Consider the following 21,442-nt stretch of genomic DNA (forward strand, 5'->3'; position numbering starts at 1 on the left):
TACCACTTAATATTTTCATCGCGCAAGTAGTCAAGATACGGTCTGCCGAACCTTATGCCAAATTAACCCAGCCACAATCAGCCCTAAACCCACTTGCCAAATCGTAGAATCAACCCAGAAAGCGAGAAATAAACAAGATAAAAGACCCACCCAACCTATCCATACAGGATAAAGTCGCTCAGATTGAGAAAGTTTTAAGGCAGCTAAATTAGTGACAGCGTAGTAAATTAAGACACTAAAGGCGCTAAATGACCAAGTAGTTCTCACATTACCCAACAATACCAAAAGAGCGATCGCACCCCCAACAACTATCACAGCCCAGTGTGGTGCAGTTTCTTGTCGATTCAAACAGGCCAAAAATCTGGGGGCATCAGCACGTCGTCCCATTGCTAGTAATACACGAGATAAGCCCAAAATCAAGTTTAATAACACACCCAACATTGCTGTCATCGCCCCAACAGCTAAAACAAAGCCAGCACCCGTGCCTGCAACGCTACGGGCTGCCAATTCCAAGGGGGCTGCCTGTGTTTGTCCTGGGGCTATACCTAATACATCTACTCCCACAGCCCCAATACCCACTGTTGCCACTGTGATGTAAAGCGTCATCGTGAGTAACAAACAGACAATCATTGCTTTGGGAATCGTCTTTCTGGGGGAACGTGCTTCTTCTCCCATTGTGGCAATACGTCCATAACCTGTGTAGGCGACAAACATTAAGGCACTTGCATGAAGAATAGCCCCAGGGGAACTAGCAAAGAATGGTGTCAAATTGTCAACGCCCACCTCGGCAACACGCGGTAGACAAATAATAATAAAAAATCCTAAAGATAGTAACGTTATCGACACAATCAAGGTGTTGGCAACATTAGAACGTCGAATGCCACTTAAAACAATCAACGTCATAATTACTACAATTAAGATTGCTATGGGAACAACCCAATCGGCATTTAACCCCACAATGTTGAGTAAATACCCCGCAAAACCCAAAGCAGCAGTGGCAGCAGAAGCAGTCTTGGCTACTAAGAACATCCAACCCGCAGTAAAGCCAAATGCCGGTGTGAGATATTTATAGCCATATTCATAAGTGCCACCACTAACTGGATGATTAGCTGCTAGCTGGGCACTATTCAGTCCATTACAGGTAGCAACCATTGCCGCAATTGCCACTGCTAAAATTACCGCTGGGCCAGCAATTCCTGTGGCAATACCAATACTGATAAATACCCCCGTACCGATAATTGAGCCTAATCCCATTAAGGTGGCGCCAAACACCCCTAATTCTCGTTTCAGTTGAGGTGGTGAATTACTAACGGACATCTTTGGTATCTCCCTGTTTAGATCATGAAGATGCAGCGCTCATTGCTGAGAATACCATAACCTTTGGCTAGGTTTCAGTGCAGGCGATCGCCCACCTGAATATGGGAGTTTTCCCCAATCTTTATTCATTATCAAGCGATACTCAACCACAGTGAAAAACGCTATCAACGCTATCAAGGACTTAAATCATCTTTATCTATGTTTCAGTAAAAATAATTGCGTAATTACTCTATTTTTTATTCGACATTTTTAATTCTGCCGCGCTTAAAGACTTATTTAAGATTAAAACCATTCTTCCAAAGTCTTGCTGTATATAAATTTCAATCTTATAAGGGATATTATAATTGCCTAAGTATACTTAAAAAATCCACATATCACAACTAGACCAAAGTTACAGTATTAGTACTGGAAACAAAAAAAATAATTATCTAAATCAAAAGATAATATTTATTGTTTTTTAAATCTTTATTGGATACTCTAAATAAATAAAGATCCCAATAATTTTTATCGCTAATATAGCCAATAGCAAATTATTCGTAACATAATTAATAGGTGATTTGTCAACAGCTTTTATCAAGCTTTGCAGAGCTATTCAATAAATAAAACAGAAGTGAAACCAAGATGGCAAGAATATTTTCTAAATTAGGTTTTGGACTATCGATGGCTGTAATTGGAATCTATTGCTTTACCATAGCTCCGTCGGCTTTAGCAAAGAATCCTAATAAAAACACAAATACTTCTAATACTTCTAATACTTCTAATACTTCTAATACTTCTACTACTCCTAATACTCCTACTACTTCTACTACTTCTACTTCTACTCCTACTACTACTAGTTTGACCTGTAATCTTACTGATGTTTCCATTGGAGGAATTAATGCTACTGATTGCCAGGGGCCTATAAGTGGTAATGATACAGGAGCAGGAAATCCTTTATTAACTGCATTAAATCAAGGTCTATTTAATGTTGGCTCTAACGTCACCTGGGATTTAGTAGGAAAGTCAGACTCAAATCAAAATAACAACTTTGGTTTTCAAGCACAAAATGGCTCTAACATTGGCTCATGGAGTCTGGGCGAGGAACTAGGTAGTGGTCTAAATACATTTGTAATCAGTCTCAAGAGTAGTACTTCCTATAGTGCCTATCTGTTTCAAGACATTGATTTTTCCCAAACAGGTTTAGAAGGAATCTTCAATACAATTGGCGTTTCTCTAGCTGGAAATGGCAAACAAGGTAAGGACTTGTCTCACGCTTCCATATTTAAGGCTACTTACGTCACTATTCCTGAGACTCCTAAACGTGTACCTGAACCTGCTACAGTAATTGCCCTTGGATTCTGTGCTATGGGTGCGCTCAAAGGATTAAAAAAGAAGCCACTAGTGCAAAATTAATTCAATTTACCATCAAGTTATATCAAATGTTAGAGGTCAAAAATAGCAAATGTAATCGCCTATTATCGATCACAAAAAAATTCATTTTTGCCTTCAGTGTATTTGCGTAAATAACTAGAGTCTGGAGCCTATTTGTCGAAAAAAAAATTGACGAAAAGGCTCCATTGGCTTGTCATGTTAGCAAGGAAAAATTATCTCGACAAAAAACAAAATTTTTCTCTCTACTCTCTATATGCACAATCTTTATCTGTCACTAACAAGTAATAAAGATTAGATAAATTCAGATGCGAATGTATTGCTTAGTATCTTTTTTTCAAGCATATTCTAAATAAGTTGTATAACAAGTTACCGAAAGACTAAGGACAACAATGATCAACAAATTTTCTGCTTTATTAGCCTCTGCTGCGATCGCCACAGGTACTATCGCTACCCTAGCAGCTGCACCCGCTCATGCTGCTACCTTTGCTTGTGAAAGCAGCATCTCTGGTTTAGTATCAGGCACTTCTGCTTGCGAACGCAGTAACAGTGCAACACAAGATTTTCTCAATACTAATCCCATGACAGTGAATTCTGAAGAGTTCTTCGACTCTACTAATTGGGTATTTGGAGGTAAAATCGGCGAAAACACAGGTTATTTAGGTACTGGTGAGGGTAAAACTGGCACTTGGAATATCTCCAGTGTCGTCGAAAACACCTGGGAGAATATTATGCTCGTCTTTAAGAGCGGTCAAGGTACTACACTGGTAGGTTATCAACTTGAGGATGGAGTAACTTCCGGTACTTGGTCAAGCCCATTTCTCAAAAGTGTATTTGGCTTTAATGGTGGAAACGTTAAAGATGTATCTCACATCAGTGTTTACTACACAGTAGGAGATCCTAAACCACCTGTAACTCAGGTTCCCGAACCTGCTACAATCCTAGCTCTCGGTTTAGTAGCAGGTGGCATGGCTGTCTCTCGTCGTCGCAAGTTTTGTTAATTAACAAATACTAAAAAATTAATTATCTGATGGAATGGTGTGTTATGCGGTAGGCTAATGCACCGTTTCTATTAATTAGTAATTAATATGTGAAAAAACTCATTTTGGGATGGGCTTCTGTCGGTTTTAGCTAAAATTGAGAAGTATTAAATTAACTTGAGAACCCCATGGCTGCCAAAGTCGAAATTTACACTTGGAGTACTTGCCCATTTTGCATCCGTGCCAAAAATTTACTAAACAAGAAAAACGTTGATTTCATCGAATATTGCATCGATGGAGATGAAGCAGAACGGGCTGAAATGGCTCAAAGAGCTAATGGTAAGCGATCGCTACCACAAATTTTTATCAATGATCGCCATATTGGTGGCTGTGACGATATTCATGCTTTAGAGGGTAAGGGCAAGCTAGATGAGCTACTAGTAACAGCATCCAAGTAGCGACAAGATCAAGATTAAACCTTTTTCCCCCAAAAGCAATTGTGAATTGGTCTAATCATCAGGGGATAATCTAAATTGAGTAATCTCAAACTTCCCGGTGATTGAGGCAAACAGCGTGAAACTGGCTTTTATTATTGATCCCATCCATCAGCTTGATCCGTGTCATGATACCAGCGTTGCTTTGATGGAAGCAGCGCAAACCCTAGGACATGAAATTTGGGTGACTCAAGCGAATCTGCTGAGTGTGGTAGATAGCAAAGCTTGGGCAATGTTACAGCAGGTAGAACTCGTTCCAGTGCAGTTGGTTTCAGGACGTTGGATAGCAGCAAATCCTTGGTATAAGTTAAGCGCAGGCTGCTTTACCGCTTTAGAAACAATGGACGCTGTATTCATGCGAACAGATCCACCAATTAATGATGCCTACCTTTACGCTACCTATGTTCTCGACTGCATTGACCAACAAAAAACTTTGGTGATTAACAGTCCTAGTGGTATTCGTGGGGCAAATGAAAAAATGTATGCCCTTCAGTTTACTGATGCAATTCCAGAAACCATTGTCAGTGCAGACAAAAAGTTAATTCGGCAATTTCTTGAAGCCAAGGGTGCAGCAATTATCAAACCACTGGGTAACAAAGCTGGGGAAGGGATTTTATTCTTACAACCAGGCGATCGCAATTTCAACTCGATTGTGGAACTGAGTACACTTCGTGGTCGAATACCAGTGATGGTGCAAACCTATTTACCAAAGGCCAAAGAAGGAGATAAGCGAATTATTATCCTTGACGGTAAACCAATTGGCGCTCTCAATCGCCTTTCTAGCGGTGATGACTTTCGCAATAACATGGCTACTGGCGGTACAGTTGCTCAAACGGAAATTACTCCTAGAGAGTATGAAATTTGCACCCAAATATCCGCAACTTTACGTAAAGACGGCTTGATTTTTGTGGGTATTGACGTCATTGGTGGCTACCTGACTGAAGTAAATGTCACTAGTCCTACAGGAATTCGGGAAATTGATCGGCTGGATAACACTCGCTTAGGCTATCAGGTGATCGAATGGGTTGAACAAACTCTACAAGTTAAAAAATGACCATAATTTAACTTGGTTCTATGTTGTGGGAGTAGAGAGTGGGGAACTCGGGGCCCCCTCTGGGGATAAGGGGTAATGGGGAGTAGGGAAAAATCAACTTCTCAAGTGATCAATGACTAATAACCAAATCTCTCTACTTACACTTAATTGTTGCCAAGCAAAAATTTAGACATCCGAGTTAGTGACTCTTGCCCAAGTTGATTTGCTTGTGTAGATAGCACTGACAAATTCTTTCACCAATTTTCAGCTTCGAGAAAAGCAACAACATTACTTACCCCTGACTATGGTGAAACTTTAAAACTAGTAGATTTTATACAGCACCCAGTAAAATTTGAGACTGCAAATTTCATCTAAAAACTTAAATGCCCAGTCAATTAATTCCTTGGGGGTGTACGCCGCCGTTGTAGAAAGTCAGGAATATCTAATCCTGATTTTTCTTTTGGTTCTGCCACTGGTGTAGGAGGGTTAGCTGCTGGGGGTTGTGAGGTGGGTTTCTTAGAGGCAGGGGCTACCCTGGCATTAGCCACATTTTGTGGTTGTGCTGCTTGGATTTCACCTGTAAACCCAGTGGCAATTACAGTAATTCTCACCTCACCTTGAAGTCTGTCATCAATCACTGCGCCAAAAATAATATTGGCATTGGGATCGACTACTTCATATATTGCTTCAGCAGCAGCATTCACTTCATGTAGGGTGAGGTCGCTACCACCTGTAATATTAAAGACAACTCCTCTAGCACCTTCAATAGAACATTCTAATAATGGTGAAGAGATAGCGGCGATCGCCGCTTCTCTCGCTCTAGATTTCCCAGAACTGACACCGATCCCCATCAATGCTGATCCCGCATCTGCCATTACAGCTCTGACATCAGCAAAGTCAACGTTAACTAAACCAGGAATTGTAATAATGTCGGAAATGCCTTGTACCCCTTGACGCAGCACATCATCTGCATAGCGAAAGGCTTCTTGTACAGGCGTTTGCTCAGGAATTACTTCCAGCAATTTGTTGTTGGGGATAATAATTAGTGTATCTACTCTACTTTTTAGCCCTTCAATACCTTGCTCGGCTTGGGTAGTACGTCGCCGTCCCTCAAAGACAAATGGACGTGTGACTACACCAACAGTAAGAGCGCCCATTTCTTTTGCTACTTCTGCAACAATTGGGGCTGCACCAGTTCCCGTACCGCCTCCCATACCGGCAGTGATAAATACTAAATCAGCACCTTCTAAAGCCGTAGCAATTTCATCCCGTGATTCTTCTGCTGCCTTTTGACCAATGGCAGGATTACCACCCGCTCCCAAACCCCGCGTTAGCTTCTGTCCAATTTGCAACCGACTAGGTGCGCCTGCTAGCGTCAAAGCTTGAGCATCAGTGTTAATTGACCAAAACTCTACTCCGGAGACATCAGACTCAATCATGCGGTTAACGGCATTGCCTCCGCCACCACCGACACCAATTACTTTGATGTTGGCCACTCGACCTGGAACAATCTCGCCAATCCGGCTATTTTCTGTAGACAACTTTTTACTGTCGTGGTTTTGTCCAAAGTTCAGCCCCGAATTATTAAAGGGATTGGTCGAATTAACTGCCAGTGGAAATCCCTGCTGTCCCACAGATTGGGAGTTTTTATAACTAAGCCCTTGGTGATTATCAAGTGTCATTGGATTCAGAAAGGTAGATAAACGACTTTTTTAGGTACTATTCACCTAAGAGTCAACTATAGTTTGACACTGCCAAAATCGATGGCACTGTATCTTTATTGTTATCACGACTGACAACCTTAACAGGATTGACAGTGCGAAAGTTTGCTATGGGAGGAGCCTGAATGCAGCTGATTACGCAAAGCGTGGTGCTGGAGGCAATCACACAGCTAATTCTAGAGAAGTATACCTACATTTACTTAAAATTGATCTGTATAACTTCAATGAGATATTAATATTTTCATTACCATGTTGCCGATTTGGCACATTATGACTTCAGCATACCCAATTCCCTCCCACTATTTGTTGTTAATGGTTTAGATTAGCAAATATTTTTAGGGAGTTTGGGATTTAATCTTTTGATTTTTTTGGTTCACATGTACTAATGGAGATTGGGGATTCTTCAAATCAATGTACTCTATCTCACTAGAATCGATTTTTGCAGATAAATATCGCATTTGGACAAGTACTTTCATCTGTTCAGTAAACTGAGTACTTGGGGCACCAAGATGCACAATTCCTAGTTCTGTTTTCAAAATTAGATTCGTAGGATCTTGTCCATCAATTTCTGTCACGTTCACTGAACTTTGACTCAAGGATGCATAAAGTTGACTCCAGTAGGACTGATACTGATCTGGTGAACCAATAATTTTAAGACTCGGTAGTTTGATATTGGGATTGACTAACGTATATTTTTCTAAGGGAATCCAAACTCCGCTAGCATCTAGTAAGCCCAGAGATACTTGTTGTTTATTAGCATCTGTTTTTGGTGCTGGAGAGCTTTGAGCTATGGCCACAGGAACTCTTTCCTGGACTTCAATGTTTAATCCAGGGGGAAACAGGCGACGACTAACACTCGCTTGGGCAATAGTCGGGTGTTGCTGCAAAGACTTGGCGATCGCAGAAGGTTCAATGCGCCATAAAGACTGAGGATAGGATATCACCAGTAATGACTGCATTGCCTCTTGTGATAGTACTTGATTGCCTGATTTCATGACAATTTGGTTGGGAGCGTTGAGTACCCATATGGGTTGGATTGCTACCCATAGCAAACCTCCTGTCAAACCAGTAATGGCAATTGTGCGCCAAATAGCCTGAATAATTTTCATTTGCCGCTGCCGACGTAATTTCTTACGGCGTTGGGCTAAATCTTTATGAGAAACTGATACTATGCCAGCCATTCAAACCCCTTTTTGGTTTCAGTCTAAGTATTTGCTAGGCTCAGATCATTGATTAATTACACTAAACCCTGTTGGTATCTATTGACCTCTCTCCTCAAGACTTTTTTTACTTTTAGTAACACCTTACAGAAACTACACCAATAATCAGGTAACAGTAAGTTTTTGATGCCACTTTGCAGTGCTTAGTTTAAACCGAATGTAACCTGTTTGGCAGGTAACAGCTTATTACATGTGCTAAGAAGGCTACAAAAAATTATCGACAAACATAACACAACTTGTGTTTTACCAGATGAGTGCCAATAGGTTTCTTGTGCAAATTTCTCACACATTCAAAAGCAGCCAGGGTATGGGGTGTGCGGAGTGCAGGACAAAAGAAACTTCCCCATGACGAATAATCCCTCATCCCCCTCTTGTCAAGACAAAGAAAAACAATATGCTAAACCAAAAGCAACTACATAAATTGAGGCTTACAATAGTAAGTAGTATTTTACAAGTCAACTATGATACATGGGTTTTTACTCAGTCTAAATTAACTTAAAGATTGTCAAAAGCTCAATACATCTGTAAAAAAGACGGATATACTGTACGTATCAGGGATAACTGAATGTTTAGCAAATTACTGACATTTACTTGTAGCGATCCCGCTTTTAGTGTTGTCTTTCGGTAGATACAAATTTTAAATTAATTATGTGTCTACAAAAATTGCTAAATAACTTGTATTTTATAATACGAACAAAAAACGCATCTACATGATAAATACACTGAATTTATCGCGCTTCTACAAAGCATGTAACCCCAGCTACACCCTGAATATGGGTGACATGTTTGATCAGCAGTATTACATAGATTTTGCTGATGTACGTGGTTGCAAGATAGTTGAAGAATTGCAACGTACTATCACTCGGATTTCTCCAGATGAGCCGACCTGCCAACTATTTACAGGTCATATCGGCTGTGGTAAGTCCACGGAATTACAACGTCTGAAAGCAGAATTGGCAGTGGCAGGATTTCACGTAGTTTATTTTGAATCCAGCCAAGATTTGGATATGGCGGATATCGATATCAGTGATATTTTGCTGAGTGTAGCCCGTCAAGTGAGTGCGAGTTTAGAAGCGATCGGTATCAAGCTAAAACCTACTTACTTTACCAATCTTTTTCGAGAAATTGGGGATTTTTTGCAAACTCCTATTGACCTAACTGCACAAGCAGAGTTGTCTTTAGGTATTGCGAAAATTACTGCCAAAACCAAAGATAGCACTCAGTTACGAAATCAATTGAGACAATATTTAGAACCACGCACCAATAGTATTTTGCAAGCCATTAACGAAGAGGTGTTAGAGAAAGCTATCGAACAACTCAAGTTAAGAGGACAAAAAGGACTGGTGGTCATCGTAGATAACCTGGATAGAGTTGATATGCGTCCCTTAGCATCAGGACGGACACAACCAGAGTATCTTTTCATTGACAGAGGCGAACAGTTACGCCGTCTCAAATGCCACTTAGTTTATACAATCCCCTTAGCGTTAATTTTCTCTAACGAATATGAAACCTTGAAAAATCGCTTGGGTGGGGGTATTGCGCCCAAGGTATTGCCAATGGTAAGGGTAAGGCAAAGAGATGGTAGTGACTACGAACCAGGTATGTCTCTGTTACGCCAACTAGTATTGGCAAGAGCTTTTCCCCAAATTCCTAGTGATGACAGGTTGTTATTAATCACCGAATTATTTGACCACCTGGAAACTCTCGAACGGATTTGTCGCGTCAGTGGTGGACATATCCGTAACTTATTAGGTTTACTTTATAGCTGTCTCCAACGGCAAGATCCACCGTTCTCTAGAGATTGTTTAGAAGCAGTAATTAAAGATTACCGTGATGATTTGCTATTAGCTATTGATGAATGCCAGTGGGAATTATTATTTGAAGTCATGCAACAACAGACTGTCAAAGGTGAATCTGACTATCAAAGCTTATTACGAAGTATGTATCTGTTTGAATACCGCGATCCTGTGGGGCGATGGTTTGGGATTAGTCCAGCATTAGCAGAGACAGCAAAAGTTATCGCTTGGCAGCAAAACAAGTAACAAGCTCAAATTTTCATAAATTCAAACCAAAAATTACCAATAGCACTACTAGATTTACAAATGAGAAATTAGAAAAGCCACTAGTACTTTGCGGACTAAATAGAGTCTACTGAAAAAGTTCAAAAGCCCAAAATAATAGCTTGTTGAATGCCAGTTGCTACAAGTCAGGAAACCCGCCCAACAAGGTGGCTCCCCAAGACCGGACTGCCTCACCAACGCACTGGCTGGCTCCTTTTGACTTCCGCATAGCGGTACAGGTGCCTTTTTTAATTTTTTATTTTGATATGGAATTTCTGATGTGAAATTTTTATCCTTCTTTTATGGCTCAATTTTCAGTTATGACACAGCGACAATCGGTAGTAGTGGGCGCTCACAATAATCAACATTCTCTGCAAAGGTTAGTCCGATCTATTAAGCTATCAAAAGGTCAATTTGCTGTAATTTTAGTCCGATGTAATTATGAGCAATTACGTGAGCAAATTCTCGAAGATATTCATTCTCTTACTCAAGACATCAATTTAAAAGAGATATGTCTTCAGGTATCTAATACTGCCTTACATACCACAATAGCATCAGAATTATTTCTTGATCATCTTGCTGTAGTTACAGATTCTTTACCATCAGCTGTCATGGTTTTTGGACTAGAGTCAATAATCGCTATTGATGACTTACTAATTGGAATTAACCAGGCACGAGATATTTATGCTGCTACTTTTCCGTTTCCACTGGTATTGTGGCTTCAGGATGAAGTGGCATCATTACTTTCTCGGTTAGCACCTGACTTTAAAAGCTGGGCTGCCACCACAATCAAATTTGAAATGGCAAAAGAAGATTTAATTGCCTTGATTCGACAAGAGACAGAATCTTTATTTGCTAAGGTCTTAGAAGCGGGGGCTGATAAATTTTTATCTAATGCGGCTCTTGATTTAGCCCCCAAATCACAACATCGCCATGAAATTGAATCAGCCCGGAGTGATTTGTCGCGCTTATATGATATTCAATTAGAACCAGAATTAGAAGCTAGTTTAGAATTTGTGTTGGGGAGAGATAAGTATGCCAATGATCAAATTGATGATGCTTTAGATCACTATCAACAAAGTTTATCTCTGTGGCAACAGCACATGCTTGTTGATAGTGAAGTAGAGACTTTAAAAACAGGAGCAATGACTTCACATCATCGGCTTTGGCAGGCAGTAGTATTATGTCATTTAGGTCTGTGTTATCGCCGCATGGCAGACTTAAATCCCAGTGCTAACCAAAGTTACTGTCAAGAAGCTTTTTTGTTGTTTAAACAATGTCTTGAGGTATTAGAAAAAGAAGCAAGACAAGACTTGGTTGCTAAATTTATTTTACCTGCTTGTGAAATGTTGCAACGTTTACAAGCTTGGCAAGAATTAAAAAAATTAGCTCAAAATTCCTTGCAATTGCATGAAAAGTATGGTCTGCCAGCACAAGTTGCTCAAGATTATGGTTTTTTAGCAGATGTGGCAGCTTCTGAGTCTAATTGGGTGCTAGCTCACGAATTAGCCAATACGGCACTTACCACCGCAGAACGGGCAACTGAAGTTTCACGACAACAAGAAAGTTGGTACCTGTTGTTGCTGGCACGTTCACAAAGGCATATGGGTGAATGGGAGGAAGCTATCAGTAATTTGGAATGGGCAAAGGTCGTTTGTGAGCTACAGTATGAGCCATCACTATATTTGGAAATATTAGAAGAGTTGCGATCGCTTTATTTTTATGAGCGTCATGACTACGCCGAAGCCTTTCACCTCAAGCAAGAAAAAATCCAAATAGAACATCAGTATGGCTTTCGTGCCTTCATTGGTGCCAGTCAATTGCAGCCGCAACGGTTCCGAATTAACCCAGTTCTAGAAACGCAAAAAGCACCATTTATTCCAGAAGATGTGGCTCGGGAAATAGCTGCTTCTGGGAGGCAGCAAGATGTTAATCGCTTAATTGAAAGAATTACCCGTGCTGACTACAAACTTACAGTAATTCATGGGCCATCCGGTGTTGGTAAAAGTTCTATTCTCAAGGCGGGATTAGTACCAGCGTTAAAGGCAAAAATTATCGGTGAACGTATTCCTTTGCCCATTATTATCTCTGCTTATACCGATTGGGTTACAGCCTTGGGCAGTAGTATCAACAGGGCATTAGCACAAACAGATATACCAATTGCTACGGACTTTACTTCGGATATTCTCCTGGAAAAACTACAATTAGCCGTTGAACGCAATTACACTATCATTATTATTTTTGACCAATTTGAAGAATTCTTTTTCATTAGTAATTCTCAACAGATAACCAATTTTTATAAGTTTTTTAGTAAATGTTTAAATATTGCTCATCTAAAAATAATTCTTTGTTTAAGAGAAGACTACTTACATTACTTATTAGAATTTGAACGTTTAAGCAACAAAAACAACGATACTTTATATGATTTATGCATAATCAATAAAAATATTCTTGATAAAGACATTCGTTATTATTTAGGTAATTTTTCTATTCAAGATACTACGGGTATTATTAAAAGCTTTACCCAACGTTCTCATTATGAATTAAGCGATGAGTTAATTCACAAATTAGTGCAAGATTTAGCAGGAGAAATCGGGGAAGTACATCCCATTGAATTACAAATAGTGGGTGTACAACTACAAGCAGATAACATTACTACTCTGGAACAATATACGCGTTGTGGCGGTTCAGAAAAACTCGTAGAGCGCTGGTTAGAAGAGGTAATTAAAGATTGTGGTCAAGAAAATGAAGAATTGAGTTGGCAATTATTGTTTGAGTTAACAGATGAAAAAGGCACGCGCCCGTTAAAAACCAAAGCCGATTTAGCCATTGCTCTCGAAAAACAATATGACGTGGAATTGGCTTGGGAGTTAATTTTAGCAATTTTAGTGGGTTCAGGTTTAGTCTTACGGTTGCGAGAAGAGGTAGGCGATCGCTATCAACTTGTTCATGATTATTTAGTAGAACCGATTCGCCAAAAAAATAACTATGGCATAGTTGCTGAATTAGAAAAAGTTAAATTTGAAAAAAACAAAGTCGAAGTAGCCCACAAGCTATCGCAAGAGCAGTTAAATCTGGTGCTACAACGGCGATTGCGAGAAGCACGAATCGCAGGTGTATTGTTGGCAATTATGGGAGGCACAATCGCTGCCTTATGGTGGCACGCCGACTTACAAAAAAGAGCAGCAATTAGCCAAACAATGCGCGCCGAACGCAGTGAATCCAATTTGAAAATTAGCGCGATCGCTGCCACAAGTGAAGCTTTGTTTAACTCAAATAAAGAATTTGATGCTTTGCTAGAAAGTTTGCGGGCTTGGAGAAAACTCAAACAAGCAAAGGGCGTGGAAGCAGAAACCCAAATGCGGGTGGTAACAGCCCTACAACAAGCAGTTTATGGGGTAACGGAAGTAAACCGCTTCGAGGGACACACAGATATTGTCTGGGGCGTCAGTTTTAGTCCTGATGGTCAATTATTAGCATCTGGTAGTCGAGATCAAACGGTAAAACTGTGGCGTTCTGACGGTAATTTATTGCAAGAACTCAAAGGACATACCGATGCTATTACTAGCGTCAGTTTTAGCCCGGATGGCCAAACCTTAGCTTCAGCCAGTCTAGACAAAACTGTGCATATCTGGCGAAAAAACCCCACAACGGGCGTATTTGACCTCAAACCCTTTAAAACCTTAGCAGAACAAAATGATTCGGTTTACAGTGTTAGTTTCAGTCCTGATGGTGAATTACTGGTTACTGGCAACAAAGATAAAACTATCAAAATTTGGCGTCAAGATGGCAGCTTAGTCACAACCCTCAAGGGACATCAAGGTTGGGTTAACTGGGTTACCTTTAGTTCTAATGGTGAATTTATCGCCTCAGCTAGTGACGACAAAACAGTAAAAATTTGGCGGCGCGATGGCAGCCTAGTCAAAACTTTGCGAGGGCATCATCAAGGCGTGACGGTTGTTACCTTTAGCCCAGATGGGAAATTATTAGCATCAGCAGGCCGAGATAGCACAGTTAAATTGTGGCAACTGGGGATAAACAGTCAAGATAGTTGGGACTTTCAAGTTTATACAAATTTACAGCAACACAATAGTACAGTTTGGAGCCTTAGCTTTAGTGCTGATGGTCAAAAGTTAGCTTCGGGCAGCGATGACAATACCATTAACCTCTGGAGTGTCAACGGTAAATTACTTAAAACCTTGAGGGGGCACAGTGACGCTGTGTCTAGCGTGGCGTTCAGTCCCGACAGCCAACTATTGGTATCAGGCAGTTATGACAAAAGCGTCAAACTGTGGAATGTAGAAGCACCAAAATTACCGATTCTTCAAGGGCATCAAGATCGAGTCTTAAGCATCGCCTGGAGTCCTGACGGTAATATGTTGGCTTCTGGTAGTCGCGATCGCACAGTGAAACTTTGGCAACGAAATACTAATAACGGTGAAATAGAAACTCGACTCTACAAAACTCTCAGGGGACATGCAGAACGAGTTCCTAGTGTCAGTTTTGACCCCAAAGGTGAAATTCTGGCTTCAGGCAGTTATGACAAAACAGTGAAACTATGGCGACGGGATGGGATTTTACTGAAAACTCTCCAAGGGCATACTGACAGCGTTATGAGTGTCAGTTTTAGCTCTGATGGTCAAATACTAGCATCAGCCAGTAAAGATAAAACAGTCAAACTGTGGCGACGGGATGGGACTTTGATCACAACCTTAATTGGGCATCATGGTTGGGTAAATAGCATTAACTTCAGTCCTGATGGTCAACTTTTAGCCTCCGCCAGTGATGATCAAACAGTAAAACTGTGGCGGCGAGATGGAACTTTGCTCAAAACTTTTTCACCCCACGATAGCTGGGTGTTAGGTGTGAGCTTCAGTCCCACCGAGCAATTGCTAGCTTCTGCCAGTTGGGACAATACAGTCCGGTTGTGGCGATACGATGGGACGTTGTTAAAAACACTCTTAAAGGGCTACAGCGATAGCGTCAACGCTGTTACATTCAATCCTCAAGGTGAATTGCTGGCTGCTGCCAGTTGGGACAGCACAGTCAAACTCTGGAGCCGTGAAGGTAAATTGATTAAAACCCTCAACGGACATCGCGCCCCTGTGTTAAGTGTTGGCTTTAGTCCTGATGGTCAAACCCTGGCATCGGCTAGTGATGATAAAACAATCATTTTGTGGGATTTGCATCTTGATCACCTGCTGCTGCGTGGTTGCAACTGGGTAGATGATTACCTCAAGCACAACCGCAACGTTGAAGAAAGCGATCGCTTTCTTTGTGATGGCATCAGTCCCAGGCGCTAAATACAAAGGTGATGAGTTAAGAATTATGAAGCGCGAACAATTCTGAATTCAAAACTCAAAACTAAGTTTGAGCTTACCAACTCAAAGAGCGATCGCTTTCTAACAAATCATCGCTGTTTTCCGCCTCGCTGTGTTCCTCCATTGCGGATGGCGGCAAAATTGCGAGAAAGGCTTTTAGCCTCATGCGCTCAATATAAGGCCAGCCCCCCTCAGACTCAATATCTTTGAGCAAAGAGTAGAGTTTTTGACGATTATCCGGCAAACTCTCTTGAAAAGAGCTATCTCGAATATCTCGATGTAACTGTTCCAAATGCCGCAGCAAGCCCAAAAGAGCGATGGCATCTCCCTCACAAGCCTGAGCTACATCATTTACTGCCGTTGCGATCATTTGCAATTGATCAGACAAATTTTCTGATTCAACACTTTGTTTATTGTTCATGCCATTATCTCCGTGTAGTTGAAGTCTACTCAAATTTACCGAAGATTTTTGGCTTTTATCTGTGATCACTAATTTCTCAGGGCATAAGTACACACCTATGGAGTAGCAAAGATGAAGCCTCAGAAGCTACAAGCTTATTGGGGCAAAGATTTCAGCTTGACGTACTTTGTCCATATTACAGGCACTCATGATCACTTCTAAAAGTGAGCGATCGCGTCTAGTACAGCCTTTAAGTGAGTAAAATCTCATTATGTGTTTTTAGATAAGACTAGACTGCTTTGATTTTGAGTGAAAAAAAATCGTATGATCTGGCTGATTTGACTTTTACAACTTAGATATTAATTTTTGACATTGAGGTTGACCATGAGGTATCGCGCTTTAATTGTTGCATTCTTGGCTGTGTGTCTTGGCCTATTAACTGCTTGTAGTGATGCTCCCACTTCTACCGGTGGTAGGGATGTACTGACCTACGAACAAATTCGCGGCACTGGCTTGGCTAACAAATGCCCCCAGTTGGCAGAAACTAGCCGTGGTTCTATTCCCATTGATTCCAGCAAATCCTACAGCATCAAAGAACTCTGCTTGGAACCAACCACTTTCTTTGTGAAAGAAGAACCTGCCAATAAACGGCAAACAGCAGAATTTGTTTCTGGCAAATTATTGACCAGGTACACTTCTACCATTGACCAGGTACAAGGTGATTTGAAAATCAATCCAGATAACAGCCTGACCTTTGTAGAAGCAGATGGTCTGGACTTCCAAGCCATCACTGTCAAACTCCCTGGTGGTGAATCAGTACCTTTCCTCTTCACCATCAAAGATTTGATTGCTCAAACACAACCTGGTTTGACCAGTATCAACACCTCTACGGACTTTGAAGGTACTTTCAAAGTTCCTTCCTATCGTGGTGCAGCTTTCTTAGATCCCAAAGGTCGTGGTGTTGTCAGTGGCTACGATAATGCTGTGGCTCTACCTGCCCAAGCAGATGACGAAGACTTGACCCGCGCTAACGTCAAACGGGTGGAAATTCTCGATGGCAAAATTTCTTTGCAAGTAGCCAAAATAGATAGCTCTAGTGGTGAAATTGCTGGTACTTTCGAGAGCGAACAACCTTCTGATACTGATTTAGGTGCTGGCGAACCGAAGGAAGTCAAGATTCGCGGTCTGTTTTATGCCCGAGTTGAACCTAATCGTGGCTAAATTCTTTTGAGTATGGCTACTAGCTAGTACTCATAAATTCAATTCTTTAATCATCAGCTTTATTACCAGATTTTACCCATTTGCTTCCCATACATTCAGGGGATGTAAATGGGTTTTTTATTCACTTAGCTGAGATTCATGATGGTTGAGGCACGGCACCAATGTCATCAAAAAATAATTAATCGCCTTGGTGAGCAGGGAAGGCAGGAGAGGCTGGGGAAAAGAAATCTGATAGTCGTATTGGATGCAGGAATTGAGGAATTTAATTTTTTGATGTCTCTAAAGTAGGCAACAGGGAAGAGTACTTAACATTATATTTTTAGATTTACACTACAACCCAAAATATACATAACTGAGAACAGATAACATTTTTTATTTGCTGAAAAACCATAACAGCTTTGATAATTAAATTTATTTATACTCACAGTTACTTAATAATTTTGAATATCAGATGAATCTCATTTGTTAACTACAGTATTTCCACTGAAACATCCTAAAAATTATTTATAAAAATCATTATTAACAGTCTGATTCATTGATTAATGAATTTAGGTACAATCTCGGTTTGAAACTATAGAACTAATTTTATATTTTGTTTAAATGTAGTCATCAAAAGCTACAGATAATCACGAATTTAAATAACAAGAGAAATACCAGCCTCGCTTATTGATATTTTGGGCGATTGTCAAGCCTCTAAGGTATTTCACAGCTAAAGTTGTTATTTACCATATATTTTATGGGAAAAATAGCATATTTTTTTCTGGAATATTTCACAATCGTAGCTGTTGATAAGCAGGTATTCACTAATCATTTGCTAAATACATGCGGTGCTATGCCTACTACAGTCACCAACGAACTTAAGCATGAAATTTGGCAGTTGTTGCGAGAATATCAGCAATCTCGTTCCGAAACTATTCGCAATCAACTGGTAAAACTAAATTTTGGACTTGTGAGAAAAGAAGCTCACTATTGGATGAATCAATGTCGTGAAAACTATGATGATTTGTTGCAAGTTGGCTGTTTGGGTTTAATTCGGGCTATTGAAAAGTTTGAAATTTCTAAAGGACATGCTTTCAGTTCCTTTGCTATTCCCTACATTCGTGGTGAAATTCAACACTACCTGCGAGATAAAGGTGTGACGGTGCGAATTCCTCGGCGTTATTTAGCTCTACAACAGCAGGCAATTGGCGTTTCACGTTCCTTACGCGAAAAATATAATCGCCAACCTACCGATGCTGAATTAGCCGCAGCACTGGAAATTTCCCCCAATGAATGGCAAGAAATTAAATTAGCATGGGTCAATCGCTCTCCTCTGAGCTTAGATGTCCCAGTTTTGGACGGAGAAGATGGGTCTACCAGCTTAGGAGAATTGGTTCCCGATCCACGTCATCGTAGCTTTCAACTGGCACAAGAAGACCAAATTCGCTTGCAACAAGCCCTGTTTCAGCTAGAAAAATGTACTCGTGAAGTACTAGAATGCGTATTTTTACAGGACTTGACCCAAAAACAAGTAGCAGAACATTTGGGGATTAGTGTCGTTACAGTTTCCCGGAGGGTGAAAAAAGGACTGGGCTTGTTAAAGCACCTCATGGGTACCGCAGAGGATGAATAACCCATCAGGTTAGCCGCATTTCCCCTAGGTTAAGTGTGCTAAAAATAACCTTTAAAATTATAAAAAGTAGGTTATAACGGGAAGATACTTTGCCTGAAATACAAATAGGCATGGTTGATTTCCTCCAGCAATGTTTCCGGTAGCTTTTGAGAACGGCTAATGGGCAGAAATTCCAAAATTGCATTTGCAGCGTGTTTAAGTTTGGCGATCGCAGGCTGTACTACAGAAAGTACACCAGAAGCTGTTGCTCCTGTGCCTAGTGCAACGCCAGCTACAAAGTCGCCATTGGCGACTCAATCCTTTAATAATCCTGTGGTATCTACCACCAAGGAAGTAACTAATGCTTCGGCAACTCCTAACTTAATCCAACCCACTAATGCTACAGAGAGAGTAGTCATAGTTTCACAAGGGCGTACTGATCCGTTTGCCCAAATTATCGGGCAGCCAGTTCTTTCGGTTCCTCAAAGTACAACTACTGCTAGGGTAGTTCCGGTGTTACCCCGCCTACCTACTGCTATGGTACCCAGACAGCCAAACAGCAGTGCGGCCCTTTCTACTGGAACTAGAACTCCTGTTGCTTCCAGCAATGTGGCACAAACACCAAAGCCTCCTATTCAGGCTTCAGTTCTGCCATCGGTTATGCCTCAAGTTGTCCCCAATCCCACCTTGGTATCTGTATTACCACCACCAGCGCAACCTGACTTAGCTAAGGCAGTTACAGTAAGTGGTGTAGTGCTAATTGGGAAAGAACCCCAAGCGATTATTAAAGTCCCCAATGAAACCACGAGTCGTTATGTACAGGCAGGACAGCGACTTGCAAATGGACTGTTAATTAAACGTATTGAAATGAATGCAGGTTCCAATCCGATTGTAATTCTGGAACAATATGGTATTGAAGTCGCCAGAATGGTGGGTGAAGAGGCTAGCAACTCAACGCCATCAGCCACAACTAATGTTGGCAATTCTGTTTCGATGACAACACCTCAAAATCCTGTTACTGTCGGAGCTTCGTAAAAGATGGAGACTAAGGAAAAAATTGAATTTACTGGTTTACCTTTAGCAGTCTATCGAGAGATAGCTGCTCATTTGCGCCAAGTTGAAGGTGTAGAAGTTGCTTTAATTCCTCAGTCATCTCAACAATTTGATTATGATCAAAGCCAAATTGCTGGGTTAGTGATTTCTTGCCAACCTAACTCTAGGTCAGAAAGTCGGCACCGTGTGCAGCAAATCTTGGCTTACTATCAAAACCATTACGGTGTCTGATACCCTTCAAGTTAACATTGTTAATTTTTGTGATTAACCTGTAGATAACACTCGGTTTTGCTTGTCTCAAGTAACCATGTTCATCTTACAGGTATATTTTTTTTCATTTTTTTTACAAAATGTTTACATAGTAATTAACTCATAATTACTGGTCAAAACGCTAAAATGTAAGCATATACTCAACTATAAAAGCAAAATTGCTGTTGATTTTATATTGACAAAGTTAACTACATACTGTGCAAGAATTCTTACATAGTATTTTTGGGGCTGTCTGATTTGTGACTTTAACAAAAATTCCCCCTGGACAACAACTAACTCGCATACAACAATTTGGCTTAAATTTAGTCTCTCAGTTAAGTGGTGGACGAGATGTTGTTTTGGCAATTGATTTGACAGAGAGCGTCGGCTTAAATAATGAAGGACGCATTCGTTTGCGTCAAATAATTGAAAATAGCATTAAACCAGGAGATTATATCTACATTGTTCCTTTCGCTAATCATGTAGTTTTACAAGACAAAAATCCTTATATTAATCCTTTAGGAACCCCGATTAAATATATTCATAAAAGTCAAGAAAATATTGAAAAAATTTTAGCAGCAATACCTTTAGTATCTGATGCCAATTACTATGGTACAGATATTCAGCGTGCAGAGTTAATTATTTATCAAAGTATTGCTCAAATTAATCATAATCGTCTACAAAAAAATCAAAAAATTAAACCGCAATCTATTGTTTGGTTAACAGATGCACCTTTATTTACTAAACCGGGGATTACGTCAGATGTTTGGATAGAAACTCCCGCTGATAGTCCCATGAGAATCTCTGACTCTCCCGAAAGCAAAGAGCGACAAGCTTGGATAGAAATCTTACCTTTGAACCAGCGATCGCTCTCGATTATTACTCAGGAAAATAGACCATATACATTAACCGTAGTTGATGTTGTACCGACAGTACAAGAGTTTTGTACACCAGCGCCAGGTAATCAAGAAACTTGTTTAGTTAATTTTTATTTAAGACGACAGTTAGGAACACCTAGTTTAATTTTATTATTAATACTTACTAGTTTCTTAGCGGCTAGTTTGAAGTTACATCGAATACGTAAAAAATGGCAATTTTACGTCAATATTGAAGGACACGAAGAACAAATATGTAGATTAAATAATAATCAAAAAATTGCCATTGGGAAACATGAAGATAATTGTACGGATGTTATAGACTGTCCAGGTACAGAAGTGAGGGCATACCTCGAACGTAAGGGAGAAAAACTTTATTTAGTACCTAATAAATTAGAAACTATTACTTATAACGGGCGGGAAATTACCACACGCACCTTAATATCAAAATCTAAATTTAGACTCAATTGTCCAGATCATCGCCAACGCGATTACGAGATTAATATTCAAGTTAATAAATAGCATCTCAGGAAATATTT

The 21,442-nt window shown here is 40.3% G+C and carries 15 protein-coding genes; 11 read left to right on the top strand and 4 right to left on the bottom strand.

The genetic code is table 11. The features are described 5' to 3' along the window. Window positions 1–30: 30 nt before the first annotated feature. Window positions 31–1,317: an APC family permease gene (locus tag ACM0OT_RS10155; RefSeq protein WP_414564252.1), complete on the bottom strand. Its 1,287-nt coding sequence runs from the start codon at window positions 1,315–1,317 to the stop codon at window positions 31–33. Window positions 1,318–1,938: 621 nt separating this feature from the next. Between ACM0OT_RS10155 and ACM0OT_RS10160 the strand changes: the two genes are divergently transcribed. From ACM0OT_RS10160 to gshB, 4 genes are all read left to right on the top strand, one after another. Further along, window positions 1,939–2,709, top strand: a complete 771-nt coding sequence (locus tag ACM0OT_RS10160; protein ID WP_414564253.1) for a PEP-CTERM sorting domain-containing protein — start codon at window positions 1,939–1,941, stop codon at window positions 2,707–2,709. Window positions 2,710–3,077: 368 nt separating this feature from the next. After that, the gene (locus ACM0OT_RS10165; RefSeq protein ID WP_414564254.1) at window positions 3,078–3,686 is read left to right on the top strand and encodes a PEP-CTERM sorting domain-containing protein; all 609 of its coding nucleotides are present in this window, start codon (window positions 3,078–3,080) and stop codon (window positions 3,684–3,686) included. Window positions 3,687–3,853: 167 nt separating this feature from the next. Beyond that, complete coding sequence (grxC, locus tag ACM0OT_RS10170) at window positions 3,854–4,123, top strand: glutaredoxin 3 (RefSeq protein WP_414545677.1); 270 nt, start codon at window positions 3,854–3,856, stop codon at window positions 4,121–4,123. Between the two features lie 115 nt (window positions 4,124–4,238). Next, window positions 4,239–5,213: a glutathione synthase gene (gene gshB, locus ACM0OT_RS10175; protein ID WP_414564255.1), complete on the top strand. Its 975-nt coding sequence runs from the start codon at window positions 4,239–4,241 to the stop codon at window positions 5,211–5,213. A 374-nt stretch (window positions 5,214–5,587) separates the two neighbouring features. On the opposite strand, the gene ftsZ is transcribed toward gshB, so the two are convergent. Beyond that, on the bottom strand, window positions 5,588–6,874 hold the full coding sequence (ftsZ, locus tag ACM0OT_RS10180; protein ID WP_414545675.1) for a cell division protein FtsZ: 1,287 nt from the start codon (window positions 6,872–6,874) through the stop codon (window positions 5,588–5,590). A gap of 374 nt (window positions 6,875–7,248) precedes the next feature. Next, window positions 7,249–8,094 (bottom strand): cell division protein FtsQ/DivIB, encoded by an 846-nt coding sequence (locus tag ACM0OT_RS10185; RefSeq protein ID WP_414564256.1) that lies wholly within the window; start codon window positions 8,092–8,094, stop codon window positions 7,249–7,251. Window positions 8,095–8,843: 749 nt separating this feature from the next. Between ACM0OT_RS10185 and ACM0OT_RS10190 the strand changes: the two genes are divergently transcribed. Both ACM0OT_RS10190 and ACM0OT_RS10195 read left to right on the top strand, forming a co-directional pair. Next, window positions 8,844–10,175 (top strand): P-loop NTPase fold protein, encoded by a 1,332-nt coding sequence (locus tag ACM0OT_RS10190; RefSeq protein ID WP_414564257.1) that lies wholly within the window; start codon window positions 8,844–8,846, stop codon window positions 10,173–10,175. Between the two features lie 338 nt (window positions 10,176–10,513). Next, window positions 10,514–15,496 (top strand): hypothetical protein, encoded by a 4,983-nt coding sequence (locus ACM0OT_RS10195; protein ID WP_414564258.1) that lies wholly within the window; start codon window positions 10,514–10,516, stop codon window positions 15,494–15,496. A 73-nt stretch (window positions 15,497–15,569) separates the two neighbouring features. Here ACM0OT_RS10195 and ACM0OT_RS10200 read toward each other — a convergent pair whose 3' ends face one another. Further along, window positions 15,570–15,935, bottom strand: coding sequence for a hypothetical protein (locus ACM0OT_RS10200; protein ID WP_414564259.1), 366 nt, complete (start codon window positions 15,933–15,935; stop codon window positions 15,570–15,572). A gap of 363 nt (window positions 15,936–16,298) precedes the next feature. Between ACM0OT_RS10200 and ACM0OT_RS10205 the strand changes: the two genes are divergently transcribed. From ACM0OT_RS10205 to ACM0OT_RS10225, 5 genes are all read left to right on the top strand, one after another. Next, window positions 16,299–17,135 (top strand): photosystem II manganese-stabilizing polypeptide, encoded by an 837-nt coding sequence (locus tag ACM0OT_RS10205; RefSeq protein WP_414564260.1) that lies wholly within the window; start codon window positions 16,299–16,301, stop codon window positions 17,133–17,135. 832 nt (window positions 17,136–17,967) lie between these two features. Next, the gene (locus tag ACM0OT_RS10210; RefSeq protein ID WP_414564261.1) at window positions 17,968–18,747 is read left to right on the top strand and encodes an RNA polymerase sigma factor SigF; all 780 of its coding nucleotides are present in this window, start codon (window positions 17,968–17,970) and stop codon (window positions 18,745–18,747) included. 159 nt (window positions 18,748–18,906) lie between these two features. Next, window positions 18,907–19,761 (top strand): hypothetical protein, encoded by an 855-nt coding sequence (locus ACM0OT_RS10215; RefSeq protein ID WP_414564262.1) that lies wholly within the window; start codon window positions 18,907–18,909, stop codon window positions 19,759–19,761. Window positions 19,762–19,764: 3 nt separating this feature from the next. Then, window positions 19,765–20,010 (top strand): hypothetical protein, encoded by a 246-nt coding sequence (locus ACM0OT_RS10220; protein ID WP_414564263.1) that lies wholly within the window; start codon window positions 19,765–19,767, stop codon window positions 20,008–20,010. 278 nt (window positions 20,011–20,288) lie between these two features. After that, a complete protein-coding gene (locus ACM0OT_RS10225; protein ID WP_414564264.1) occupies window positions 20,289–21,425 on the top strand; it encodes a vWA domain-containing protein in 1,137 nt (378 codons plus the stop codon). The last annotated feature ends 17 nt before the right edge of the window (window positions 21,426–21,442 follow it).

Source organism: Anabaena sp. CCY 9613, from assembly GCF_963920895.1.
GTDB lineage: Bacteria > Cyanobacteriota > Cyanobacteriia > Cyanobacteriales > Nostocaceae > Cyanocohniella.